15 protein-coding genes are annotated in these 19367 nt (G+C 45.3%); 13 read left to right on the top strand and 2 right to left on the bottom strand.

What is annotated here, in order from left to right:
• The first annotated feature begins 173 nt into the window (after positions 1-173).
• Together J7529_RS16480 and J7529_RS16475 are read left to right on the top strand one after the other, a co-directional pair.
• Positions 174-1046, top strand: coding sequence for a hypothetical protein (locus tag J7529_RS16480; protein ID WP_318729887.1), 873 nt, complete (start codon positions 174-176; stop codon positions 1044-1046).
• Positions 1047-1133: 87 nt separating this feature from the next.
• Positions 1134-1886: a hypothetical protein gene (locus J7529_RS16475; protein WP_318729886.1), complete on the top strand. Its 753-nt coding sequence runs from the start codon at positions 1134-1136 to the stop codon at positions 1884-1886.
• A gap of 474 nt (positions 1887-2360) precedes the next feature.
• On the opposite strand, the gene J7529_RS16470 is transcribed toward J7529_RS16475, so the two are convergent.
• Positions 2361-3539: a homospermidine biosynthesis protein gene (locus tag J7529_RS16470; protein ID WP_318729885.1), complete on the bottom strand. Its 1179-nt coding sequence runs from the start codon at positions 3537-3539 to the stop codon at positions 2361-2363.
• Between the two features lie 850 nt (positions 3540-4389).
• Complete coding sequence (locus J7529_RS16465; RefSeq protein ID WP_271939791.1) at positions 4390-4749, bottom strand: Dethiobiotin synthetase; 360 nt, start codon at positions 4747-4749, stop codon at positions 4390-4392.
• A gap of 122 nt (positions 4750-4871) precedes the next feature.
• On the opposite strand from J7529_RS16465, the gene J7529_RS16460 reads away from it, so the two are divergent.
• The 11 genes from J7529_RS16460 to J7529_RS16410 form a co-directional block, all read left to right on the top strand.
• Positions 4872-6017 carry a DegT/DnrJ/EryC1/StrS family aminotransferase gene (locus J7529_RS16460; RefSeq protein ID WP_318729884.1) on the top strand — a complete coding sequence of 382 codons (1146 nt, stop codon included), beginning with the start codon at positions 4872-4874 and terminating at the stop codon, positions 6015-6017.
• Positions 6018-6060: 43 nt separating this feature from the next.
• Positions 6061-6978 carry a cyanoexosortase B gene (gene crtB / locus J7529_RS16455; protein ID WP_318729883.1) on the top strand — a complete coding sequence of 306 codons (918 nt, stop codon included), beginning with the start codon at positions 6061-6063 and terminating at the stop codon, positions 6976-6978.
• Positions 6971-7699 carry a cyanoexosortase B system-associated protein gene (locus J7529_RS16450; RefSeq protein WP_318729882.1) on the top strand — a complete coding sequence of 243 codons (729 nt, stop codon included), beginning with the start codon at positions 6971-6973 and terminating at the stop codon, positions 7697-7699. The genes crtB and J7529_RS16450 overlap by 8 nt, the downstream gene beginning before the upstream one ends.
• 7 nt (positions 7700-7706) lie before the next feature.
• Positions 7707-9020 carry a polysaccharide biosynthesis/export family protein gene (locus tag J7529_RS16445; protein WP_318729881.1) on the top strand — a complete coding sequence of 438 codons (1314 nt, stop codon included), beginning with the start codon at positions 7707-7709 and terminating at the stop codon, positions 9018-9020.
• Positions 9021-9095: 75 nt separating this feature from the next.
• The gene (locus J7529_RS16440) at positions 9096-11378 is read left to right on the top strand and encodes a polysaccharide biosynthesis tyrosine autokinase (RefSeq protein ID WP_318729880.1); all 2283 of its coding nucleotides are present in this window, start codon (positions 9096-9098) and stop codon (positions 11376-11378) included.
• Between the two features lie 153 nt (positions 11379-11531).
• On the top strand, positions 11532-12560 hold the full coding sequence (locus J7529_RS16435) for a permease (protein WP_318729879.1): 1029 nt from the start codon (positions 11532-11534) through the stop codon (positions 12558-12560).
• A 9-nt stretch (positions 12561-12569) separates the two neighbouring features.
• Positions 12570-13352, top strand: a complete 783-nt coding sequence (locus J7529_RS16430; RefSeq protein WP_318729878.1) for a TIGR03943 family putative permease subunit — start codon at positions 12570-12572, stop codon at positions 13350-13352.
• Between the two features lie 19 nt (positions 13353-13371).
• Entirely contained in the window at positions 13372-14877 is a 1506-nt protein-coding gene (locus tag J7529_RS16425) for a hypothetical protein (RefSeq protein ID WP_318729877.1), read from the top strand.
• Positions 14878-15012: 135 nt separating this feature from the next.
• On the top strand, positions 15013-16764 hold the full coding sequence (locus J7529_RS16420; protein WP_318729876.1) for a pentapeptide repeat-containing protein: 1752 nt from the start codon (positions 15013-15015) through the stop codon (positions 16762-16764).
• 151 nt (positions 16765-16915) lie between these two features.
• Positions 16916-17374: a hypothetical protein gene (locus J7529_RS16415; RefSeq protein ID WP_271939801.1), complete on the top strand. Its 459-nt coding sequence runs from the start codon at positions 16916-16918 to the stop codon at positions 17372-17374.
• Positions 17375-17482: 108 nt separating this feature from the next.
• On the top strand, positions 17483-19367 hold a 1885-nt coding region (locus J7529_RS16410), incomplete at its 3' end, for a hypothetical protein (protein ID WP_318729875.1).

Here is a 19367-nt window from a genome sequence, read left to right as displayed (position 1 = left end):
GGAGATAGGGGGATGGGGAGACGCTCCAGACACGGGGACGCGGAGAAACTCCTTGTTGCCTATTCCCTAATTCCCTAGATCTTGGTCATTAACCAAAAATCAGCCTAAAATAGCAGTACCATTAACCCAGTTGCTCAATCGTCAGCTAATCGTGCTAATCGTGGGGGGTTTCCATGCGTCCATCATTCTTAGTCCTATTCCTTAGTGTCTTAACCCTAGGCTTATCCAGTTGTGGTTTAATTGGAGGTGGTGGAGACGAACCTGCCGCAGAAGCCCCCCCACCAGAACCCGTAGCGGCTGTACCCCAAACCACTCCCCCTGAAGGAACTGACCCTGAAGGAACTGAAGGCGAAGCTCCGGCAGAAGTGTTTCCAGAAGAAGAGGAACCGGAAGCGCAAGAACCGCCCGCCCCACCTCCCCCCCAATCGACTCTAGAACAATCCACCAATGTTGAAGATCGAGTACAGTCTGTGAGCAATACAACAGGGCAAAAAGATCCCTTTAATCCTCCGGGCATTATTATTACCGGAGGCTCAGAAAATGGTGGAGCAGACAATGGCGGTCCAGCAGGGGGTATACCGCCCATTATCGTCGAAGCTTCCCCGCCGCCTACACCTCCTACACCTCCTAATAATGCTGGTGGAGTCTCAGATAATGAAGCAGTAGCACCAGCAATTCCTACAATTACGCCTCTATCGATACCAGAACTGCCGGAACTGGAACCGCCCCCAAATTTAGGGATCGATCCGAGGTTTCAACCCGTACCTGCTGCCCCAGCAGGGCCAATGGGGCCACCGCCTCCGAATACGGCTAGAGCGGTGGAAGTGTCGGCTGTGGTACAAGTGGGACAGGTGGTGAAGGCCATTGTTAAATCTCCTGGTGAAGACACCCGTTATGTAGGAGTAGGGGATTATATCGGCGGTGGTTCGGTGTATGTGAAAAATATTGATGTCTATACTCCGGCCGAACCGGTGGTCGTTTTAGAAGAGAATGGGCAAGAAGTGACCCGTGCAGTGGGGGCTGCTCCCTTACCCCCGGAGATATAATGGCTCATCAATTGGTCGCTATTATTTTAGACTGGAAGTAAGATTATGAGGGTACTGGTGAACACTAATCAATCCTGCCTAAAGCTTATGGTGAGATCCTTACAAACCTGGGGATATTCTTGTTTAGCTGCATTAAGTTTGAGTGGTTTAAGTATGACACTGATGATCGAGGGGGCGATCGCCCAATCGGGAGGAGATTCTCTTGGCACACCAGACGAAGAGCTAACGCCCTCTTGTCTTCCTCGAGTGGCCAATGGGATAGCAAAATGTAATTATCCCAATGGAGATAATTATCAGGGGGAACTTCAGGGAGGATTACCTAATGGTCAAGGGGTTTATGTCCATGCAGAAGGCGATCGCTATCAAGGCGGCTTTCTCAACGGTAAACCCCACGGTCGAGGAGTCTTTATTAAAGCTGATGATGCCCGTCTAGAAGGAGTGTTTGAAAACGGAATTTTAAAGAATGGCCGCGCTGTATTTCCTGATGGCAAATACTATGAGGGAACCTTTGGATTAGTCACGAATCTCAGTACCAATGTAACCAGCAGTCAGCCTGAAGGCAGAGGACGGTTTGTTTATCCCGATCAAAGTCGCTATGAAGGAGAATTTTTTGCGGGTGAACCCTTTGGTCAAGGTGCACTCATTCGTCCGGATGGAACCCGTTGTCAAGGTCGTTTTTTTAATGAAGCATTAGATGCTAATGTGCAATGTGTCTTTCCCGATGGTACAAGATATGAAGGAGAATTAAGGGGCGGTATTCCCCATGGTCAAGGTGTCCTTATTTCTCCTAATGGTCAGCGAACCTCTGGACGCTTCCGCGATGGTGAGTTCGTGAATTAATCTTGAGATCATGAAAAATCGTTTCCCCAGAAGTATTGAATGTTAGCGTAGTATCGAAAAAAAGAGGATAGGGTACGGGATGCTATCCTCAAAAATAGAAACAATCAATCCAATAGTAATATTATTTCCCAAAAGTGTTGAATATTAGGATCAAATACCGTATTTTATTCTCAAGCTTTCGAGTTTCTTTACGAATATAGCGTTTCTATGAGGTACAGCTTGAAACCTTAGAACCTAAGCCATACAAGCTATTCCCTATTCCCTATTCCCTAGCGCGAAGCGCTACATATTGACTCATTACGTTTGTGATACAGGTACATTACTTGGGACAACAGGATAGAGACTAAGTTTTAAATATTTTAGCGATCGCACTGTGCAAAAGTCACAGAAGCGGGGCATCGAGCTAAAAAAATCCTTCTCCAGAAAATAGAGAAGGATTAAGGTGAAGAAAAGGTTATTCTTCAAATGGTGACGTTATTTACGGATAGGAGTGCCGCACGGATAAGTAGAAACCGGAGCAGCAGCACTCATTTCTTTCGGTTGAGCCACTACAGGAGCCTTTTGTTGAGCTTGATACTCTGCCTTCAAATGGTCTAATAACTCCTGACGGCGATCGTATAGCCGTTTCAGGGGACGGGGTGTAGACTTTTTGCTCACATAAGAGCTAATCAAGGGTAGGGCGATCGTGCTATCGGTATAGCAAACAATACTATTGGGCAATTCATTTGGGTCTACTTTCCCCCAACTCACAGCTTCTGAAGGAGTTGCCCCCGATAATCCTCCAGTATCGGGGCGAGCGTCGGTAATCTGGATAAAATAATCATGACCTCGCTCTTCTAAACCTAAAACCTCATGAATCTGGGGTTGAGTTTGCAACAGGAAGTTTTTCGGCGAACCTCCACCAATCATCAACGCCGCACTTCTCCCCATCACATCGGGAATACCAGAATTCCGAGCACCATAGACAATGGCTGCGGTTTCATTGACATCAATGGCTGGATCAAGCATTAACTCCGATCCCTCTAACGCTAAGGCAGCCACATTCATACCGATGGAACTATCTCCAGGAGAAGATGTATAGATGGGAACGCCACATTCATAGGCTGTGGAGAGTAAGCAAGGATTTTCAATGCCTAAACGTTGTTCAATTTCCCAGATATATCGACCCAAATGATAGTGAAATTCAGCCGTTCCCATCCTTTTTTGGAATTCTGGCGCTTTCAAAGTTTGGCGGATAAAGGCATCGGTCTCTAACAGCACATCGTAGTCGAATACAATGTCATAAATGCGGATATGTCCCTCGTCTCGCAATTTCACATCATCTAAGAAGGGACTGCCTGCATACAGACTCATTCCCAAACCATAATGCAGATCGTGATATAAATTAGCTCCCGTGCTAATCATCCAATCAATATAGCCTTGTTGCATCAGAGGTGCTAAGATGCCCACCCCAAATCCGGCTGGAGTCATGGCTCCAGAGAGACTTACACCGACGGTGACTCCCGGCTGCATAACTTTCTGGGTGAGCAAGTGGCAAATTTCCCGCAGTCGAGCTGAATTGTAGGCGGTAAAGTAGCCATCAATCAGATCGACTACACTAATTTCTGTGGGTAAAGGAGCAGGTGCAATTTTGTTTTTGAGTAAGCGAGACATGATGAATTCTCCGATTTTCTAATCTGCTTGATTGGGATACCGATTCTCTATCGTTCTTTGAGCCAGGGATCGAGAATTTCCAGGAAAAATAGACCCCAATTCTGGAGTTTTTATCCCTTCCAGTTTTTTGTAATCATGGGAAAATATCCTCAAAAACCATGTCTAGAAAACTATTTCTAGCGAGCTTTGGGTTTATATCCCTGGATTTTTAGAGATCGTTAAAGCTTATTAGGGTTAGATTTCTGAGCAGCTAAATCACTGTCTATTTACCTTGGGGTTTTCTTTCCCAGGGATTATGTTCAAGACTTACAGTCCTTCTGCTATGAGGAACGCACTCAAAGGCTCCAAGCGTGAATACTACAAGCGTTTGCCTAGGGTGTTTATGTCCGCAAAGCGGAATATGCTGTATTTAGCTGATTGACCGGCCCAGTTTGCCAACTTCAGTTGAGGGTAGGGCAAACCTAACAGTTACAGACCGGTCAGATCGGACTAGGGGGTTCACAGCCATCCACCCAGGAGATCGTGGGGTCAGACTTACGTCTACGCTTGAGTTTCATTTCCAGATACCACAAGCCTTGCCAGGGGTATCCAGTCAAGGGAGGATAGTTCAATTTTCTTCTTAGCACCTATTAGAGACCACCTATTTCAACTATAGCAGAAGTTTAAGAAAACTGTATTTTTTTGAATTCAGCGATCTAGATTGCCATTAAGGGAATATCCTAGGAGTCTATTCAAGGTTTAAAGACTGCTACAGGTTCTTATGATTTTTACTAAGATTTGGTCAAAATCAGGTTAACAAAAGGCAAATTTTTTTCAGGATCAATTTCATCCGAACAATCGGGAATAGCTGTTATTGTCCAGGACGAAGGGCGATCGCCTGCTGGGGGGCGAAAATTTTCCCCACGGCGATCGCGATCCGGGTCAGATCCTGGTCTAACAAGGGCGGCCAAATGAGACCGGACTGTTTATGTTGCACAAAAGCCTGGCGACTTTCCATCGCTAACCGATGCAGGGCACATACCAAGTGCCGCTCTAATAACTGCTGCTCCTGGGATTGTTCCGCAATAATACTGAGTGCTAATAGTAAAGACGTAACTTGCCCCGGAACGGGTGGCTCTCCCGCTTGCAGGCGTAGCAAAAATGCATCAGGATTTTCGCCAGTGGGTAACCCTTGGGCGATCGCAAACTCACAAGCTGTCTTATAGTCCATCTAATACTCTCCCAAAAACGATAAATTTTGATATCAGCACATTACAAACTCCAGTAATTTGCCACTTTCTATCCCTTAATGCCAAACTCGGAAAAGATTAAACCTGTGATTGTCATTAGCGAATGAACCCATCGTCTGCAACCATTCCCTTTGTGGATCTCTCGATCCAACACCAACCTCTGAAAACCCAGTTTGATGAAGCCATGTTAGCTGTTCTGCGGCAAGGCGACTTTATCTTGGGTCAAGCTGTCAAAGACTTTGAAGTCGCATTTGCTCAAAAATCGGGAGTTCAGTATGGTATTGGAGTCGCTTGTGGAACCGATGCGATCGCCCTTGGCTTAAAAGCCTGTGGCATTCAACCTGGAGACGAAATTATCTTACCAGCCAACACCTTCATCGCCACCCTCATCGGTGTTCTACACTCAGGAGCAACCCCCATTTTAGCCAACTGCGATCCAAAGAGTGCCCTAATTGATCTGCAAGCAGCCGAAAAGCTAGTTAGTCCCAAAACTAAAGCCATTCTCCCCGTTCATCTCTATGGTCAAATGGTCTCCCCCAGAGCCATCCTAGACTTTGCCCAAACCCATAATCTGTTTATCTTTGAAGATGCTGCCCAAGCACATTTGGCCCATCGAGAAGGGTATACGGCAGGTTCTGTAGGCAAAGCGGCTGCCTATAGCTTTTATCCAAGTAAAAATCTTGGCGCATTTGGAGATGGAGGCATGGTCTTAACCAACGATCCAGAGGTGGACAGCAACATGAAAACGCTAAGAAATTACGGCGCGCCGCGCAAATATTACCACACCGAACTGGGAACTAATAGCCGTTTAGATACCCTCCAGGCCGCTATTCTGAACGTGAAGTTACCCCACTTGCTCACCTGGAACCAACAGCGCAACCAAGCCGCACAACAATACGATCGCCTCTTCGCTCCCTTGGCTGCATCCGGTATTGTCCCGATCTCCAACTTCAGTGGTACCGGCCATGTTTATCACCTCTATGTGATTCGCCTCTTAGAAAGCTGTCCCCTAAGCCGAGATACGCTACAAGAAAAACTCAAACTTGCTAACATTCAAACCGGTATCCACTATCCAGTTCCCTGCCATCTACAGCCGGCTTATGCCCATCTAGGTTATCATGCGGAAGACTTTCCTGAAGCCGAACAACTGTGTGAGTCGATCCTCTCCCTACCCATGTTTCCAGGGATTACTTTAGAGCAAATCGAGCGAGTTGTTGAGGCGATCTCCTTAGCAGTTAAGAACAACTAAATAAAACTCCCTATTCCCTAAAAAAACACTCCCTAAAAACACTATGACTCAACCATCTTCCTTTCCCAGTTCCATACCCAAATCTTGGCTCAATTATGCTCTCCTAGCCCTGTTCATCCTTCTTTATGCCCCCTTGCTCTTCCATTGGTATGATGGCTGGATCAATAAAAGTATCAGTATTGAACACGAATACTTTAGCCATGGGTTAATTGGCTTACCCTTTGCCGTCTATATTGCCTTCTGGGAAAAACGCCAGCAATGGACACAACTGCCTGACGACTTCCATCCCCTAGGCGGTTTTTTCCTCGGACTCGGTGGAGTTTTCTATATGACTGGACTCCCCGATATTGTTAATCTCTCCTTTCCCCTGATGCTCGTTGGGATTTGTTTATGGTTAAAGGGTATTCCAGGTCTGAAATTACAAGCTTTTCCCCTTATTTTAGTCGTTCTAGCCACTCCCACAGAAATTCCTTATTTAATCGAGCCTTATATTCTCCCCTTACAAAGTTTTATTTCTACCATGGCAGGATTTATCCTCTCTGGTATTGTGGGAATGGATGTTACCGTAAACGGGATTTATCTCTCCACCGGGGGAAGACTCGTAGAAGTTGCCCCCCACTGTGCGGGATTGAAAATGCTCTTTACCAGTCTTTATGTAGCGTTAATGCTTCTTTACTGGACGGGTGCGATCGCCTCTCGACGTAAAATTATCTCCTTATTGGCCGGGTCAATTGCTATTAGTGTAGTAGCCAATATTATCCGCAATAGCCTACTCACCTACTTTCATGGCACAGGCAATGACCCAGTATTCCATTGGTTACATGAAAGTTGGGGTGGAGATTTATATTCCGCAGGTATGTTAGGTTTGGTGGTGCTTCTGTTGAATTGGATCAATCGTGACGACTATTTAGAGTTAGAAGAGTCTGATGAAACCCTTGAATCCCTTAACTCCGATGAATGATCAGCCGCCCCCCCAAACGGAAAAACAGTCTTTGCTCCTATGGGTATTGCTCGGCTTTATGGTGGTCATTTTGGCCGTAGGTACGATTCCGGGATACTTCAACGGATCGTGGCAATGGCAGGCTCCTCCCAAAGTAGTGGCCTTAAAACAGTTGCGACAAGTCCGCAAAAATGGGTTAACTCTCTCAGGTTGGGAAACCCTTGAGCAGAGGGAACTGGGTTTAGGAGGTCATAAATGGTCTTATCAACAACTTCAAGGAAATTGGGAAGAACCGGTCATTCTGTTGTTTTTAATTCAAAATTCAGACCTAGACCAACCCAGGGTGGAATGGGTGGATGTGAATGGGTTTGTGCAACAGGTTTTCAGAGACTGGAAAACTGATTCTTATCAAATGAAGACATGGGAAGTCAATACAGAGTCTGATCGAGGAGTGAGAGTGCGATCGCGGTTTTTTCGCGGCTGGAATCCCACACAAACTTATGCTCTGGTGCAATGGTACGCTTGGCCGAATGGGGGAGATCCAGCCCCAGTCAATTGGTTTATAGCCGATCGCCTAGCCCAAACCCAAGGCGATCGCGCTCCTTGGATGGCCGTTTGTCTAATGATTCCCATTGAAGCCCTAGGAGATATAGAAGAAGCAGAGAACATTACCCATTCCTTGGTACAAACGATCCAAACCACTCTAATGGAAACCGTCTTTAGTCAAGCCCCTATACAATAAACTTCCTATGGCTCCCTCACGGCATTTTAACATTACCATTAGTTTGACATTAGGTGTGGGGTTGTTTTTGACTTCTCAGGCCAACGGACAACTCCCTCCTATTGATGTGGAGCAACCGGCTTCTGTCGATCAACTCCTCGAAGACGCACGAGAGAGATTGAGAAACCAAGGGGAAATTCTGGAACTCGATAATCAATTACCCACGGCTCCCCCTCCAAAATTTGATGTATATCGCCTAGGCTCTGGAGATTCGATTACAGTTAATGTGACTAATTTTCCCGATCTGAATTTTCAAGCTCTACTGGATTTAGAAGGGAATATTATTGTCCCCTTAATGGGACGATTGACCCTCAAAGGCTTAACTCTAGAAGAAGTCGAGGAGAAATTACGCTTTGGGTTAAATCAATTTGTGGTTGAACCTGATGTCTTGGTTACTCTAGGCAATCGTAGACCCGTTGAAGCGATTATTACCGGTGAAGTCTTGCGACCAGGAACCTATCCTCTACCTTCTGCCCCCCTTCCTTTAGTCGCTGATGCTCTGGTAGCGGCTGGAGGATCTACTCAGTCGGCTGACTTGCGTAACATTATTATTCGTCGAACTTTGCTAGATGGTTCAGTCCTAGAAGCTTCTGTAGATTTACTCACTCCCCTTAAATATGGGCAGCGAATCCAGGATCTGCGGCTTGAAGATGGGGATATCATTATTGTGCCTAAAATTGATTTTAATGATATCGACTACGATCATCAGTTAGCGGCAGAATCCAATTTATCCCAACCCACGATTGCTATTGATGTTGTGCGCTATACAACCAATAATGTGGGGTCAATTACATTACCGAATGGCAGTACCTTTGCTGATGCGATTACGGCGATCGGCCCCAATTTTGAACAAGCTAAATTGAGTAAAGTGGGGTTAATTCGCTTTGACCAAGAACAGGGACGAGTGGTAACCAAAGTTATTAATGCTCGCAGTGTCATATTAGGAGATGTTTCCCAAAATATTCGCTTGCTAGATAATGACATTATCGTAGTCAATCGCAACTTATTATCGAGACTGAGCGTAACTCTAACTCGAATTACCCGACCGTTTCAAGATGTCCTCACCTTTCTTCTGTTTTGGCGGCAATTCCGAGATAACGTCACCAATGTCTTTAGAGTTGATACCAACCTGAATAATCGCTCTCCCTCTCCTGCCCGCACTCCTACTCCCACACCAACACCTGGAACTACTCCCACACCAACACCGGGGACTACCCCTTCAGCTACTCCAGCACCTTCACCCGCACCAGCGCCTGCCCCAGCCCCCTCTCCAAGCCAGTAAATCCCTTTTCTTCAAGCTGGCTTAGGTTAAAGTAGAAATGAGGGACTTGTATTTGTAAGTAGCCTGGATAGAACTATGACTTCACCGCTGATCAAAAAATATAAAATCGCCTTTGGAAAATATTGGTTAACTATTCCCATTGGCCTGATGATAGGGGCACTTGGGGGTGGAGGATTTGCGGTGCTTCAACCTCCACAAGGACTTCCCAGTTATAGATTTCAATCTGTCTTGCAAATTACTACTCCTCCCATAACGATTTCGGAAACCGGAACAGCTATCCAGGCCCAAAGTGAACAGCTCGAAGAAAATGCCCAAGAGTTACTCCTAACGAATGAGGTCTTACAAACAGTTGCCGAGCATCCCAAAATCCAGATTGACCCTAGGGATTTACGGAACGGATCTTCAATTAGATATAACAGGAAAACCCCATCCTTTTTATATGTATATGTGACCTGGGATAATAGATCTCAGGGTAAACAAATCACTGAATTGTTAGTGCAGGAAGTAATTCAGCAAAGCCGTCGCCTTAATACCAGTCGCTTGCGAGCAATTATTGAAACCCTAAATGAGCGCTTACCCAAGGTAGTAGAAGAGCTACGCAAGGCGGAAAATGAGCTAGAAGTGTTTATTCGGCAAACGGAGTTTGCTGAAATAAAACGGACTCAACTGCCGGGATCAATTACGCAAAATGAGCAGCAGCAGCGACAGTTAGAATTGCAAATCGAGACCGTGACTACCCAAATGGCGAGTCTGCAACAGCAGTTGGGTTTAAATCCCGATCAAGCCTATGCTTCAGCCGCCTTAAGTGCCGATCCGATTATTGGCCGGTTGCGCACTCAGCTCTATGAGTTAGAGTCTCAAGAATTATTGCTCAGTCAAACCCTGCGCCCGGATAATCCACAGATGGTCGAGTTAAGGCGACAATTGGCATCAACGGAAAATTTGTTAACGGTGCGAGCGGCTGAGGTAGTTGGAGGGGACGGATTGGCTGCACCATTGAGAAGTGGTGAGCAAATTCGTAAGGATAGTAGCCTCGATCCGGCTAGGCAGGCGATCGCCCAAGAATTGGTGAGACTCAAAACCCAGAAAGAAACCGTAGAAAAAGAATTGGCAGTGGCTAAAACCATTGCCACAGAATTGATCCAGGAATATGCTGGATTGCCCAACACGCAAGCAGAACGGGCGAGATTAGAACAACAGGTGATCTTGACCAAACAGTTTTATGACACGATTCAAGCCAAACTGATTGATGCTCAAACGGCTGAAGCGGAAACTGTGGGCAATTTAAATATTGCTCAACCTCCCAGACTAGGCGAAAAGATTACCCCTCCAGCCCCTTTACCCATTATGCTGCTCCTACCAGCAGGGGCAGTCGGGGGTATGATTTTGGGTGCAGGAGCCATCTTTGGCTTGGGTATGGTTTTAGCCAGCACTATGCAAACGCTGGAAGATATTCAAGCCTTTGTTACCGAGCGAGAAGTGCAAATTTTGGGGATTTTACCCTTTGTGGAAGAATGGGATGGTTCTGGGGGAGAAGTTCCCATGATGCTCTCTCGCCATTCCCCCTATTTGGATAGTTATGAACGGTTCCGCTCTACCCTGCGGCAAGTGGAAGAAAAACCGAAAGTAGTGTTAGTCACCAGTTGCGATCGCCAGGAAGGAAAAAGTGTGACCGCCTACAATTTGGCGATCGCCTCCGCTAGAGCCGGAAAACGTACCCTCCTCATCGAAGCCGACTTACGCAACCCGTCCAATGCCGAAATCCTCAAAATTGTTCCCGATTCCAACTCCACCCTTGAACCTCTGCGCTACTATAGCCAAATTAGTGACTGTATTCGCCTGGTTCCCAATATTGAAAACCTCTACATGGTTCCCAGTTTTGGCCCCTATGAATATGCAGCCGCTGTGGTGGAATCAGCAGAAATGCGTCTTCTCCTCGAAGATGCCCGTAAACGGTTTGACTTTGTCGTCGTTGATGCTTCTGCCCTCAACCTCTGTAACGATCCTCTAATTCTAGAGCGCTATACCGATGGCATAATCCTCGTCACCCGTGCCGGTTATACCGTCAGTAACGATTTAGCCGACAAAATTGACCTCCTAGAAGATTCGGAAGACTACCGTTTATTGGGCGTTGTCATTAATGCAGAGGAAATGAATATTCAGCCCCTTCCTCCACCTCCAATCATCGAAACGCCTGACCTCAATAAAGAGGCTGACTCTGAACCGATCCTCAATGGTTATAAGGGAAGTTATCGCTCTTATAATAATGGTCATAACGGCCATAACGGTCGTAACGGTCATAATGGTAATGGCAAGACTCCCACATCACGACCTGGAGAAAAAAGCACAAAACCATAACCTCACCGAACCGGATGCAGGAACTCATTGGAGAAAGGATCAACAGGGGTTTGATATTCTATGAAGAATTTTCAGATACAATAACTGGGCAAACCCTTTCCTCCCATTTGATCCTGAAGGAGCGCTCTTCACCCATTTGAACCTTTGAACCCAATGACTCAGTTCAAAACTGCCTTTACGATTTTTTTAAGCCTCATTGTTGAAGCTTTTCCTTTTCTCTTACTGGGAGTCATCCTCTCTAGTGCGCTCCTGTTTTTTGTCGATGAGCGCAAACTGCTACAATTGATTCCCAAACAACCCTTACTCGGAGCGTTAGCAGGAAGTGCGATTGGCTTTCTGTTTCCGGTATGTGAATGTGGTAATGTACCCGTTGCTCGCCGATTCTTGCTTCAGGGCTTTCCCCCTTCAGTGGCAGTAGGCTTTTTGCTGGCTGCACCGACCATTAATCCGGTGGTGATTTGGTCAACTTGGACCGCCTTTCGAGACCAACCGGAGTTGGTCGTATTTCGGGTCATCTTTTCGTTGATCATTGCGACAGGAATTGCTTGGATCTTCAGTTCACAAGCTGATTTACGCCCTTTGTTGCAGCCGGGTATGGTGCGTTTAATGCCGGCTTGCGATCTTAAAGGCTCTGACTGGGATGAACAAAAAGATGAATCCTTGTCCCTCTTGGCATCGGGAACCTATATTATTGGCGAGCAAGGCAAACGGCTAAAGCTGGATGAGTCGAGTTGGGAAATGACCCAATTATCTCAGGATTTAGTCAAGCAGCCTTGGTCTTATCGCTGGCACTTGTTTATGGATAATGCTCTACAGGAATTACGGGAGCTGGGGGGAGTATTAGTGATTGGCAGTGCGATCGCCGCTTTGATTCAAGTAGGAATGCCTCGCGATCTCATCCTAGCGGTAGGTACCGGCCCTGTAACCTCAATTGTTGCCATGATGATTTTAGGGGCAGTGGTCTCGATTTGTTCTACCGTTGATGCCTTTTTTGCCCTCTCCTTTGCCTCCACATTTACCAGCGCTTCATTATTAGCTTTTCTGGTCTTTGGACCGATGATTGATATCAAAAGTGTAGGCTTGATGTTATCGATGTTCAAACCCAGGGCGATTATCTATTTATTGGTTTTAGCAGCCCAGTTAACTTTTGTGTTGACCTTTCTCTATCACATGGTTGATTAATTTTCAAGAATGATGAATCAATTCCGTTTGCCTCAGCGTTGGCTTCCCACCTTAGATGTGGTCACCACCGGATTATGGGGATTTTTATTAATCAAATTATGGATCAGTGGAGAATTGAATTTACTGATTCACCCAGCCTACCATTGGCTGATCATTATTGCTGGAGTCTGTTTACTTGGACTCAGTGGAGTGAAGGGATGGCAACTGTGGAAGCATTACCAAAAAAGTTTGGTTGACCGTCCTCGAAATGCCGCCAATGTGAGAGAGCATGTGAGCTTATTACCCCAGAGCTTAAGCTGCTATCTGTTATTACTTACCGCCATTGTTGGTCTAACGGTTAGACCTCAAGCGTTTACTTCAGAAACGGCTTTGAAGCGGGGAGTTAATGATTTTATCCCGATTACTGAAATCACACCTCAGTCATTTACAAATGTGACTAAACCAGAGGAGAGATCTTTGGTGGAATGGGTGAGAACATTGAATGTGTATCCTGAACCCGATGCCTATACAGGGCAAAACGTGCAGGTGAGTGGATTTGTGATTCACCCTCCAGATTTTCCGCCGGAATATGGATTAGTTTCTCGATTTATTATTACGTGTTGCGCCGCAGATGCTTATCCTATTGGTTTACCGGTCAAGTTTCCAGAATCTCGCGAAACCTATGCTCAAGATAGTTGGGTGGAAATTAAGGGAGCAATGGCGACTGAAGTTTTGAATGATAATCGCAAGTTGGTGATTGTGGCTCAGGAGGTACAGCCAATTCCAGAACCAAAAAATCCTTATAACTATTAATTAAGACATTGATGAAAGAATGAATATTCCCAACTATTTAATGGATTTTTACGTTGATAAAATCCAGCCAAAAGTCAAGGATTGGCAACCGCTCGATCGAGTTGTAGTCAGTGTAGTCAGTGTTCTTTTTGTCGTCATGTTGCTTTTGATTATTACAGGCAGCAATGCTGCTCCTAGAGTGAGAGCTTTCACGTGGAATGATCAAGTCATTACAGCAAAAGACAAGGCATTTATCCTGCAATTTAGCCATCCCATGGATCGGGAAAGCGTAGAGAATAATCTTAAAATCGAACCTTCGTTATCGGGTAAAACGAGTTGGGCGGGTCGGCGGATGGCTTATACATTAAATAAACCTGCGCCCTATGGCACTCAATTCAAGATACAAATTGAAGGGGCAAAAGATCAATATTCTGATGTGAGAAAAGGGACCATAATTCAACCCTTTGTTGGTGAATTTAGAACTCGCGATCGCGTGTTTGTCTATATTGGCAATGAAAATGAAGAGTCTGGGCGCTTAATTCTGTATAACCTGACTCAGAATCATCTAGAGATTCTCACTCCTCCTAATCTAGTCGTGATGGACTTTAAGCCTTATCCCGATCGCCATCGCATCCTATTTTCCGCGCGAGATACTGAAGAAGCGGCTGATGAAATTATTGAGCAAAAACTCTATACAACTACTACAGGCTTAAAATCTGAGGAAAATGCGGGTATTGTGGATGAAGTTTTAGACAACGAAACCCATCAAAACCTGGCCTTTGATCTGTCTCCTGACGGTAAAACGATTGTGGTACAACGGGTGAATCGTGAAGATCCGAGCGACTTTGGACTATGGCTGATTCCAGAACAAGGAGACCCCTATCCCCTTGAAAATCAACCGGGAGGAGAGTTTTTAATTACTCCCGATTCCCAGGCGATTGCCCTGCTCCAAGGAGAAGGGGTTGCTCTCCTTCCCCTCTATCCGGATCAATCTGAATCGACGAACCAACCGTTAAATTTTCTGCCTAAATTTGGTCAAGTTCTCAGTTTTGCGCCAGATGGTTCAGCCGCTACAATGATCAAATTTAATCCCGATTATACGCGATCGCTCTATCTAATTACCAACCAAGGAACTGAAAAAGAACTGCTCAAAACCAATGGCTCAATTCGAGAATGCGAATTTGACCCTACCCAAACCACACTCTACTGTCTACTCTCCAAACTATTACCTGGAGAACTCTACCAAGAACTGCCCTATATTACTGCCATTAATCTAGAAACCACTGAGCAAATTCCCTTAATTGGTCTACCGAATCAACGGGACATCCAGATGAGTTTATCCCCTGATGGAGTGGCTCTTCTATTCGATCATAATCAAGCTGATATCCTAGAAGAATCACCTCCGCCTACCCCAGATAACTCACAGAGCAATAACAGTAATCTTTGGATATTACCGATTATCGATGCTCAAAAACTAATGGAAGACCCCCAAATTAAGCCTGAAGTTCTGCCCTTAAAAGGCTTCTATCCCCAATGGTTACCTTAAGAGACTGATCCAATTGGGTTCTAATTTCCTCCTATGGTAAACCGGTTGAAAGTACACTAAGGGGGATTGGAGTAAAAGCTCCGGTCAATTCTAACCCGATTGTACTCCAGTTCAGGGAACCCATCACCAGTTTTCATGGAAACACAAGAGCTACTCAATCGCTATCGACAAGGAGAACGGGATTTTGCCCATGTAGATCTCAGTGGAGCTAACCTCAGTGGCATGAATCTGCGTCAAATTGATTTGACTGGAGCAGATTTAACCGGAGCCAATTTAACTTGGATATCCCTTAACGAAGCTAATCTTACCGGTGCTTGTTTTCGACATGCTGACTTAAGTAATGCCGTTTTAACCAGTAGTCAGTTAAAGGGTTGTAATTGCAGTGGCGCTAATTTAACAAAGGCAGATTTACGGTTATCTCGAATGCAAGAGGCAGAACTCAATTGGGCAATCCTCACAGAAGCAGATTTAACGAGCGCAGATTTACAAAATTCCACCCTAGATCAAATTAATCTAGAGCGGGCAAAAATGACGAGTGTCAATTTAAGTAAAACTGAGCTAATGGAAGCGAATCTTCGTTATGCGAATTTAACGGGGGCGAATTTAACGGGGGCGAATTTACGGGAGAGTCACTTAGAGGAAGCGAATTTACGCAATGCCATTTTAGTTGAGGTGAATTTAACGGAGGCGAATTTACTTAACTGTTGTTTGCGATCGACTAATTTAACTGGGGCGGATTTACATCGAGTGATTCTGACGGGGGCAGATTTAAGCGATGCCATTTTGGATCAAGCAGATTTGAGTCGGGCAGATTTAGCAGGAGCTTATTTGCTGAAAACAAGTTTCAAGAATGCCCATTTATTACGGACTAATTTAGAAGATGTTTATTTATTACAGGGTAATTTGAGTCATGCCAATTTACGCGGCTCTAATCTCAGAAGGGCGGATTTAAGTGGCTCTTATTTGAGTGATGCCAATTTGGGTGAAACTGATATGACGGATACGTTGTTACTAGAAACTCGATTAATCCGGACGATTTTAGATGGTGCAAATTTAAACGGTGCTTGTATTCAAAATTGGAAAATTGAGGGCGTTGATTTATCTAAGGTTGTTTGTCATTATTTGTGGAGACGGTTTAATTTTACGACCAAAAGTCCAGCTAGTCGCTATCCAGTCGATCGCAACTTTGAGCCGGGAGAACTGGGTCAAGAATATCAAGAAAGTAGCACCACGATTGAAGTATGGTTTAGTGAACCGCCCAATTGGGAGGTTTTGATCCTAACTTTGGCGGAGTTGCAACAGGAGAATTTGGAGTTGCACTTAACGATTGAGTCCTATGTGCCGATGGATCATCAGTATTTGCTGCGATTATTGGCCAATCATGTGGTCAATGCCAAAATTATTTCTGAACAAATCCTAAATTTATATCCAGAAGTTAAAGAACGGTTTACGTTGTGTCGCCATCAATTGTTGGCGATGCTTAAGCATCCGAATTTACCGGTGTCTCGGCCAGTTGTGAATCAGAGTCCGCCCCCACCCCCTCCTCCTAAGCCGATGGCCGATCGCCAGCAGCAGTTGTATCAGGAAACCTCGAAGCAAATTAAGTCCATCCTGTTTTCACAAATGCCGGAGCAGTTTGTGGATAATATCCAGCGGCTATTGAATTATTTGAAACAGGAAGGGATTGCCCTGGAGCAGCTCCAAAAAAAGGTGATTGTGTCAGCTATTGTGCAACGATCGCAGCAAGATGAAGCCTTTCGAGAGAGTTTGATTCAATGGGAAAAGAAGGCTTCTCCAGAAATGCGGGTTTCCATGATGGGGAAGTCGGTACGGGTGGCGATCGCGATTTTGTGGAAAAAGCAGAAACAAGACAATTCCTCCGAGTAGAAAGGCATCAAGGCGATCGCTCGATCGCCCCTCTATTCCCTGCCGATTGACGAGCCACCCCCTTGATCATTGATACTCAATCGCGGATAATTATTATAAAGCGGGCTAAAAAGCCTAATCAGAGACACAAAATCGATAGGGGGATTGAGTCATGGCAGCCAGTGATGACTTCAAAGCCGCGCTCAAAGCCGGAAAGATCAAAGATGCTCTACAAATCGCTCTGAGCGAAGCGATCGAACTCGATATTAAAACCTGGGTTGCCGATGGCGTTCACTATGAACGTACTGCTCAATCTCATCCCACTGACTCAACTACTCCAGAACCTTCAACATCGGGTTATCGGATGCGTACTCGCATTAATATTGTTGAAGGCAAAATCGATACAGAAGTCGGGAGCCACTTTGTGGGTAATGGTCCTTATACCGAGCTAAAAGACTTTCACATGAGTCAAATAGACGAAAGCCGGGATATTCTGGAACAAAACTTAGATAATCTAGAGCAACTCTTTGCTATCTTGGCAGCAAGCATGAAGAAAATCTCTTCTGCTCAAGCCGCCCAACTCTCTAGCTCGAAATCATCTAACCTACTCAAGGGTCAGATGGATTCGTAAGAAGGGTATCAAACCTGTGCAAATTCAGATAGCATAGACAGAGGTTCAGGTTTGCTCAAGTGGGGTCGAGTATCGGCTTCCGGCATCGATTAACGAGGAACTATCATCATGGCAGCCACTGACGACTTTCGGGAAGCGATTAAAGCTGGGGAACTCCTTGAGGCTTTGAAAACCGCCTTAAGTGAATCAATAGAACTGGAAATCACTACGTGGATATCCTTAGCCGATCCTTATGGTGCCAACCCAGATGAGCAACCCGAAGCCCAGCCCGGTTATCGGATGCATAGCCGAATTAATATCGTTGATGGTGAAATCGATACAGAAGTCGGTAGCCATTTTGTTGGGAATGGGCCGTTTACGGAATTACGAGAATTCCATATTAATCAGATTCGCTCCAGTCGGCAAATTATTAAACGCAATCTCAACAGTATTCAAAAACTCTTTGGCTTGTGGGCGGAGATGCAACAACAAGAGTTTGAGACGGTGGTTACTCATCTCGAAAGCGTAGCGGCTCAAGACACAGAGAGTAGTTCTTCCTCTTTAGAAGAAGTGGCAGAAGTGGAGTGGGAGGTAGCAGTCCCTCCAGTGGCAGAAACAGTAGAGGAAACCATCCAGGAAAAAGGCGATCGCCACCCAGAAACCTCCCCACCTCCATTAGAAGAACTAGAAGATGACTTTTTTGACTCCTTCGATACCCAGCCCACGGAAACCAAGCCCCAACCTCCCTCAGACCCCCTGGATGATATTTTTGGGGAAAATGAACCCGAATCGCCATCAGAGAGCCAAAAACAAACGGATCTCAGCCTAGAAACCATTGCTGCTGCTGCCGGATTTACAGCCGCCGCCGTTGCTATCACCTCATCCGCAGAAGCCTCTGAACCCGAAGAGCCACTCGCGCCAAAACCGCCCAATGAAGAGAGTAATCTTCTAGACATCGAATCTGAAGAACCTCTAGACGATGAAGAACAGGAGATCATGAGTGCCTTTGATGCCACCTACTCAGATTCTGTTGTATCAAATCTAGAAACAACTGAAGAAATCATTGATGCTGGGGCGATCGAAGAGCCTCCCTTAATTCCCATTGAAGACTCTCCCGAAATTCCCGAACTCGACACAGACTTATCCACTCCAACCCTAGATTCCGAAGAATCAGCAACCGATTCATCTTTCTCCAGTTTTGATACCGAAGAAGATGAAATTATGGCAGCCTTTGATTCTGACATAGATACTCAAGAATTAAGTACAGAAACTAACGACACAGTAGAAGAATCCGCTAATCTAACTCACTCAGAATTAGAAACTTTTCCAGTTATTGATGCAATACCATCAGAAATGGAAAGTTCCGATCTACCTATCTCGGAAATATCTGAAATCACTGAGTCCAACGATCAAAATTTCATCGGTATATTGGACGCAGATTCCGAAGGTACTGATTCTTCAAGCAATTTAGGACTAACCGGCCTGCAAGAATCCTCTGTTGAAAGTTTAGAACAACCCGAAGAAAGCTTATCGAATTTTGAATTTTCTGACGAAGATAATATTATGGCAGAATTTGATGCTCAATATGGAGCATCAATAGAAATCCCCACTGAATCTGCTGATGAAACCCCTTCTGAAGAATCCTTAGAAGAAGCGATTCTAGAAGAAATAGTTACTGAAAGCCAAGACCAAGAACAAGAGGAACCCTTTCCTACCTCAGAGGAATCATCCATAGGGAACGAAGAATTAGTGGAAACAGAAGAGATTTCAGAAACTCCTGCATTAGAGGAGTTTTTAGAAATGGAAGAAGCTCCTTTGGCTAGTTTAGAAACGGAAGAACGGGTGGAAACGGAAGACAATCCATTTGCCAGTTCAGAGACAGAAGAACTGTGGGAGACAGAACAAACTTCAGAGGCTTCCCTATTGGAGGAATCTTTAGAAACGGAAGAACGGGTGGAAGTGGAAGAAGATCCATTCGCGAGTTCAGAAACAGAAGAATTGTGGGAAACAGAAG

It is taken from the genome of Roseofilum sp. Guam (genome assembly GCF_017746735.1).
In the GTDB taxonomy this organism is placed as follows: domain Bacteria; phylum Cyanobacteriota; class Cyanobacteriia; order Cyanobacteriales; family Desertifilaceae; genus Roseofilum; species Roseofilum reptotaenium.
This window is presented reverse-complemented; position numbering and strand designations above follow the sequence as displayed.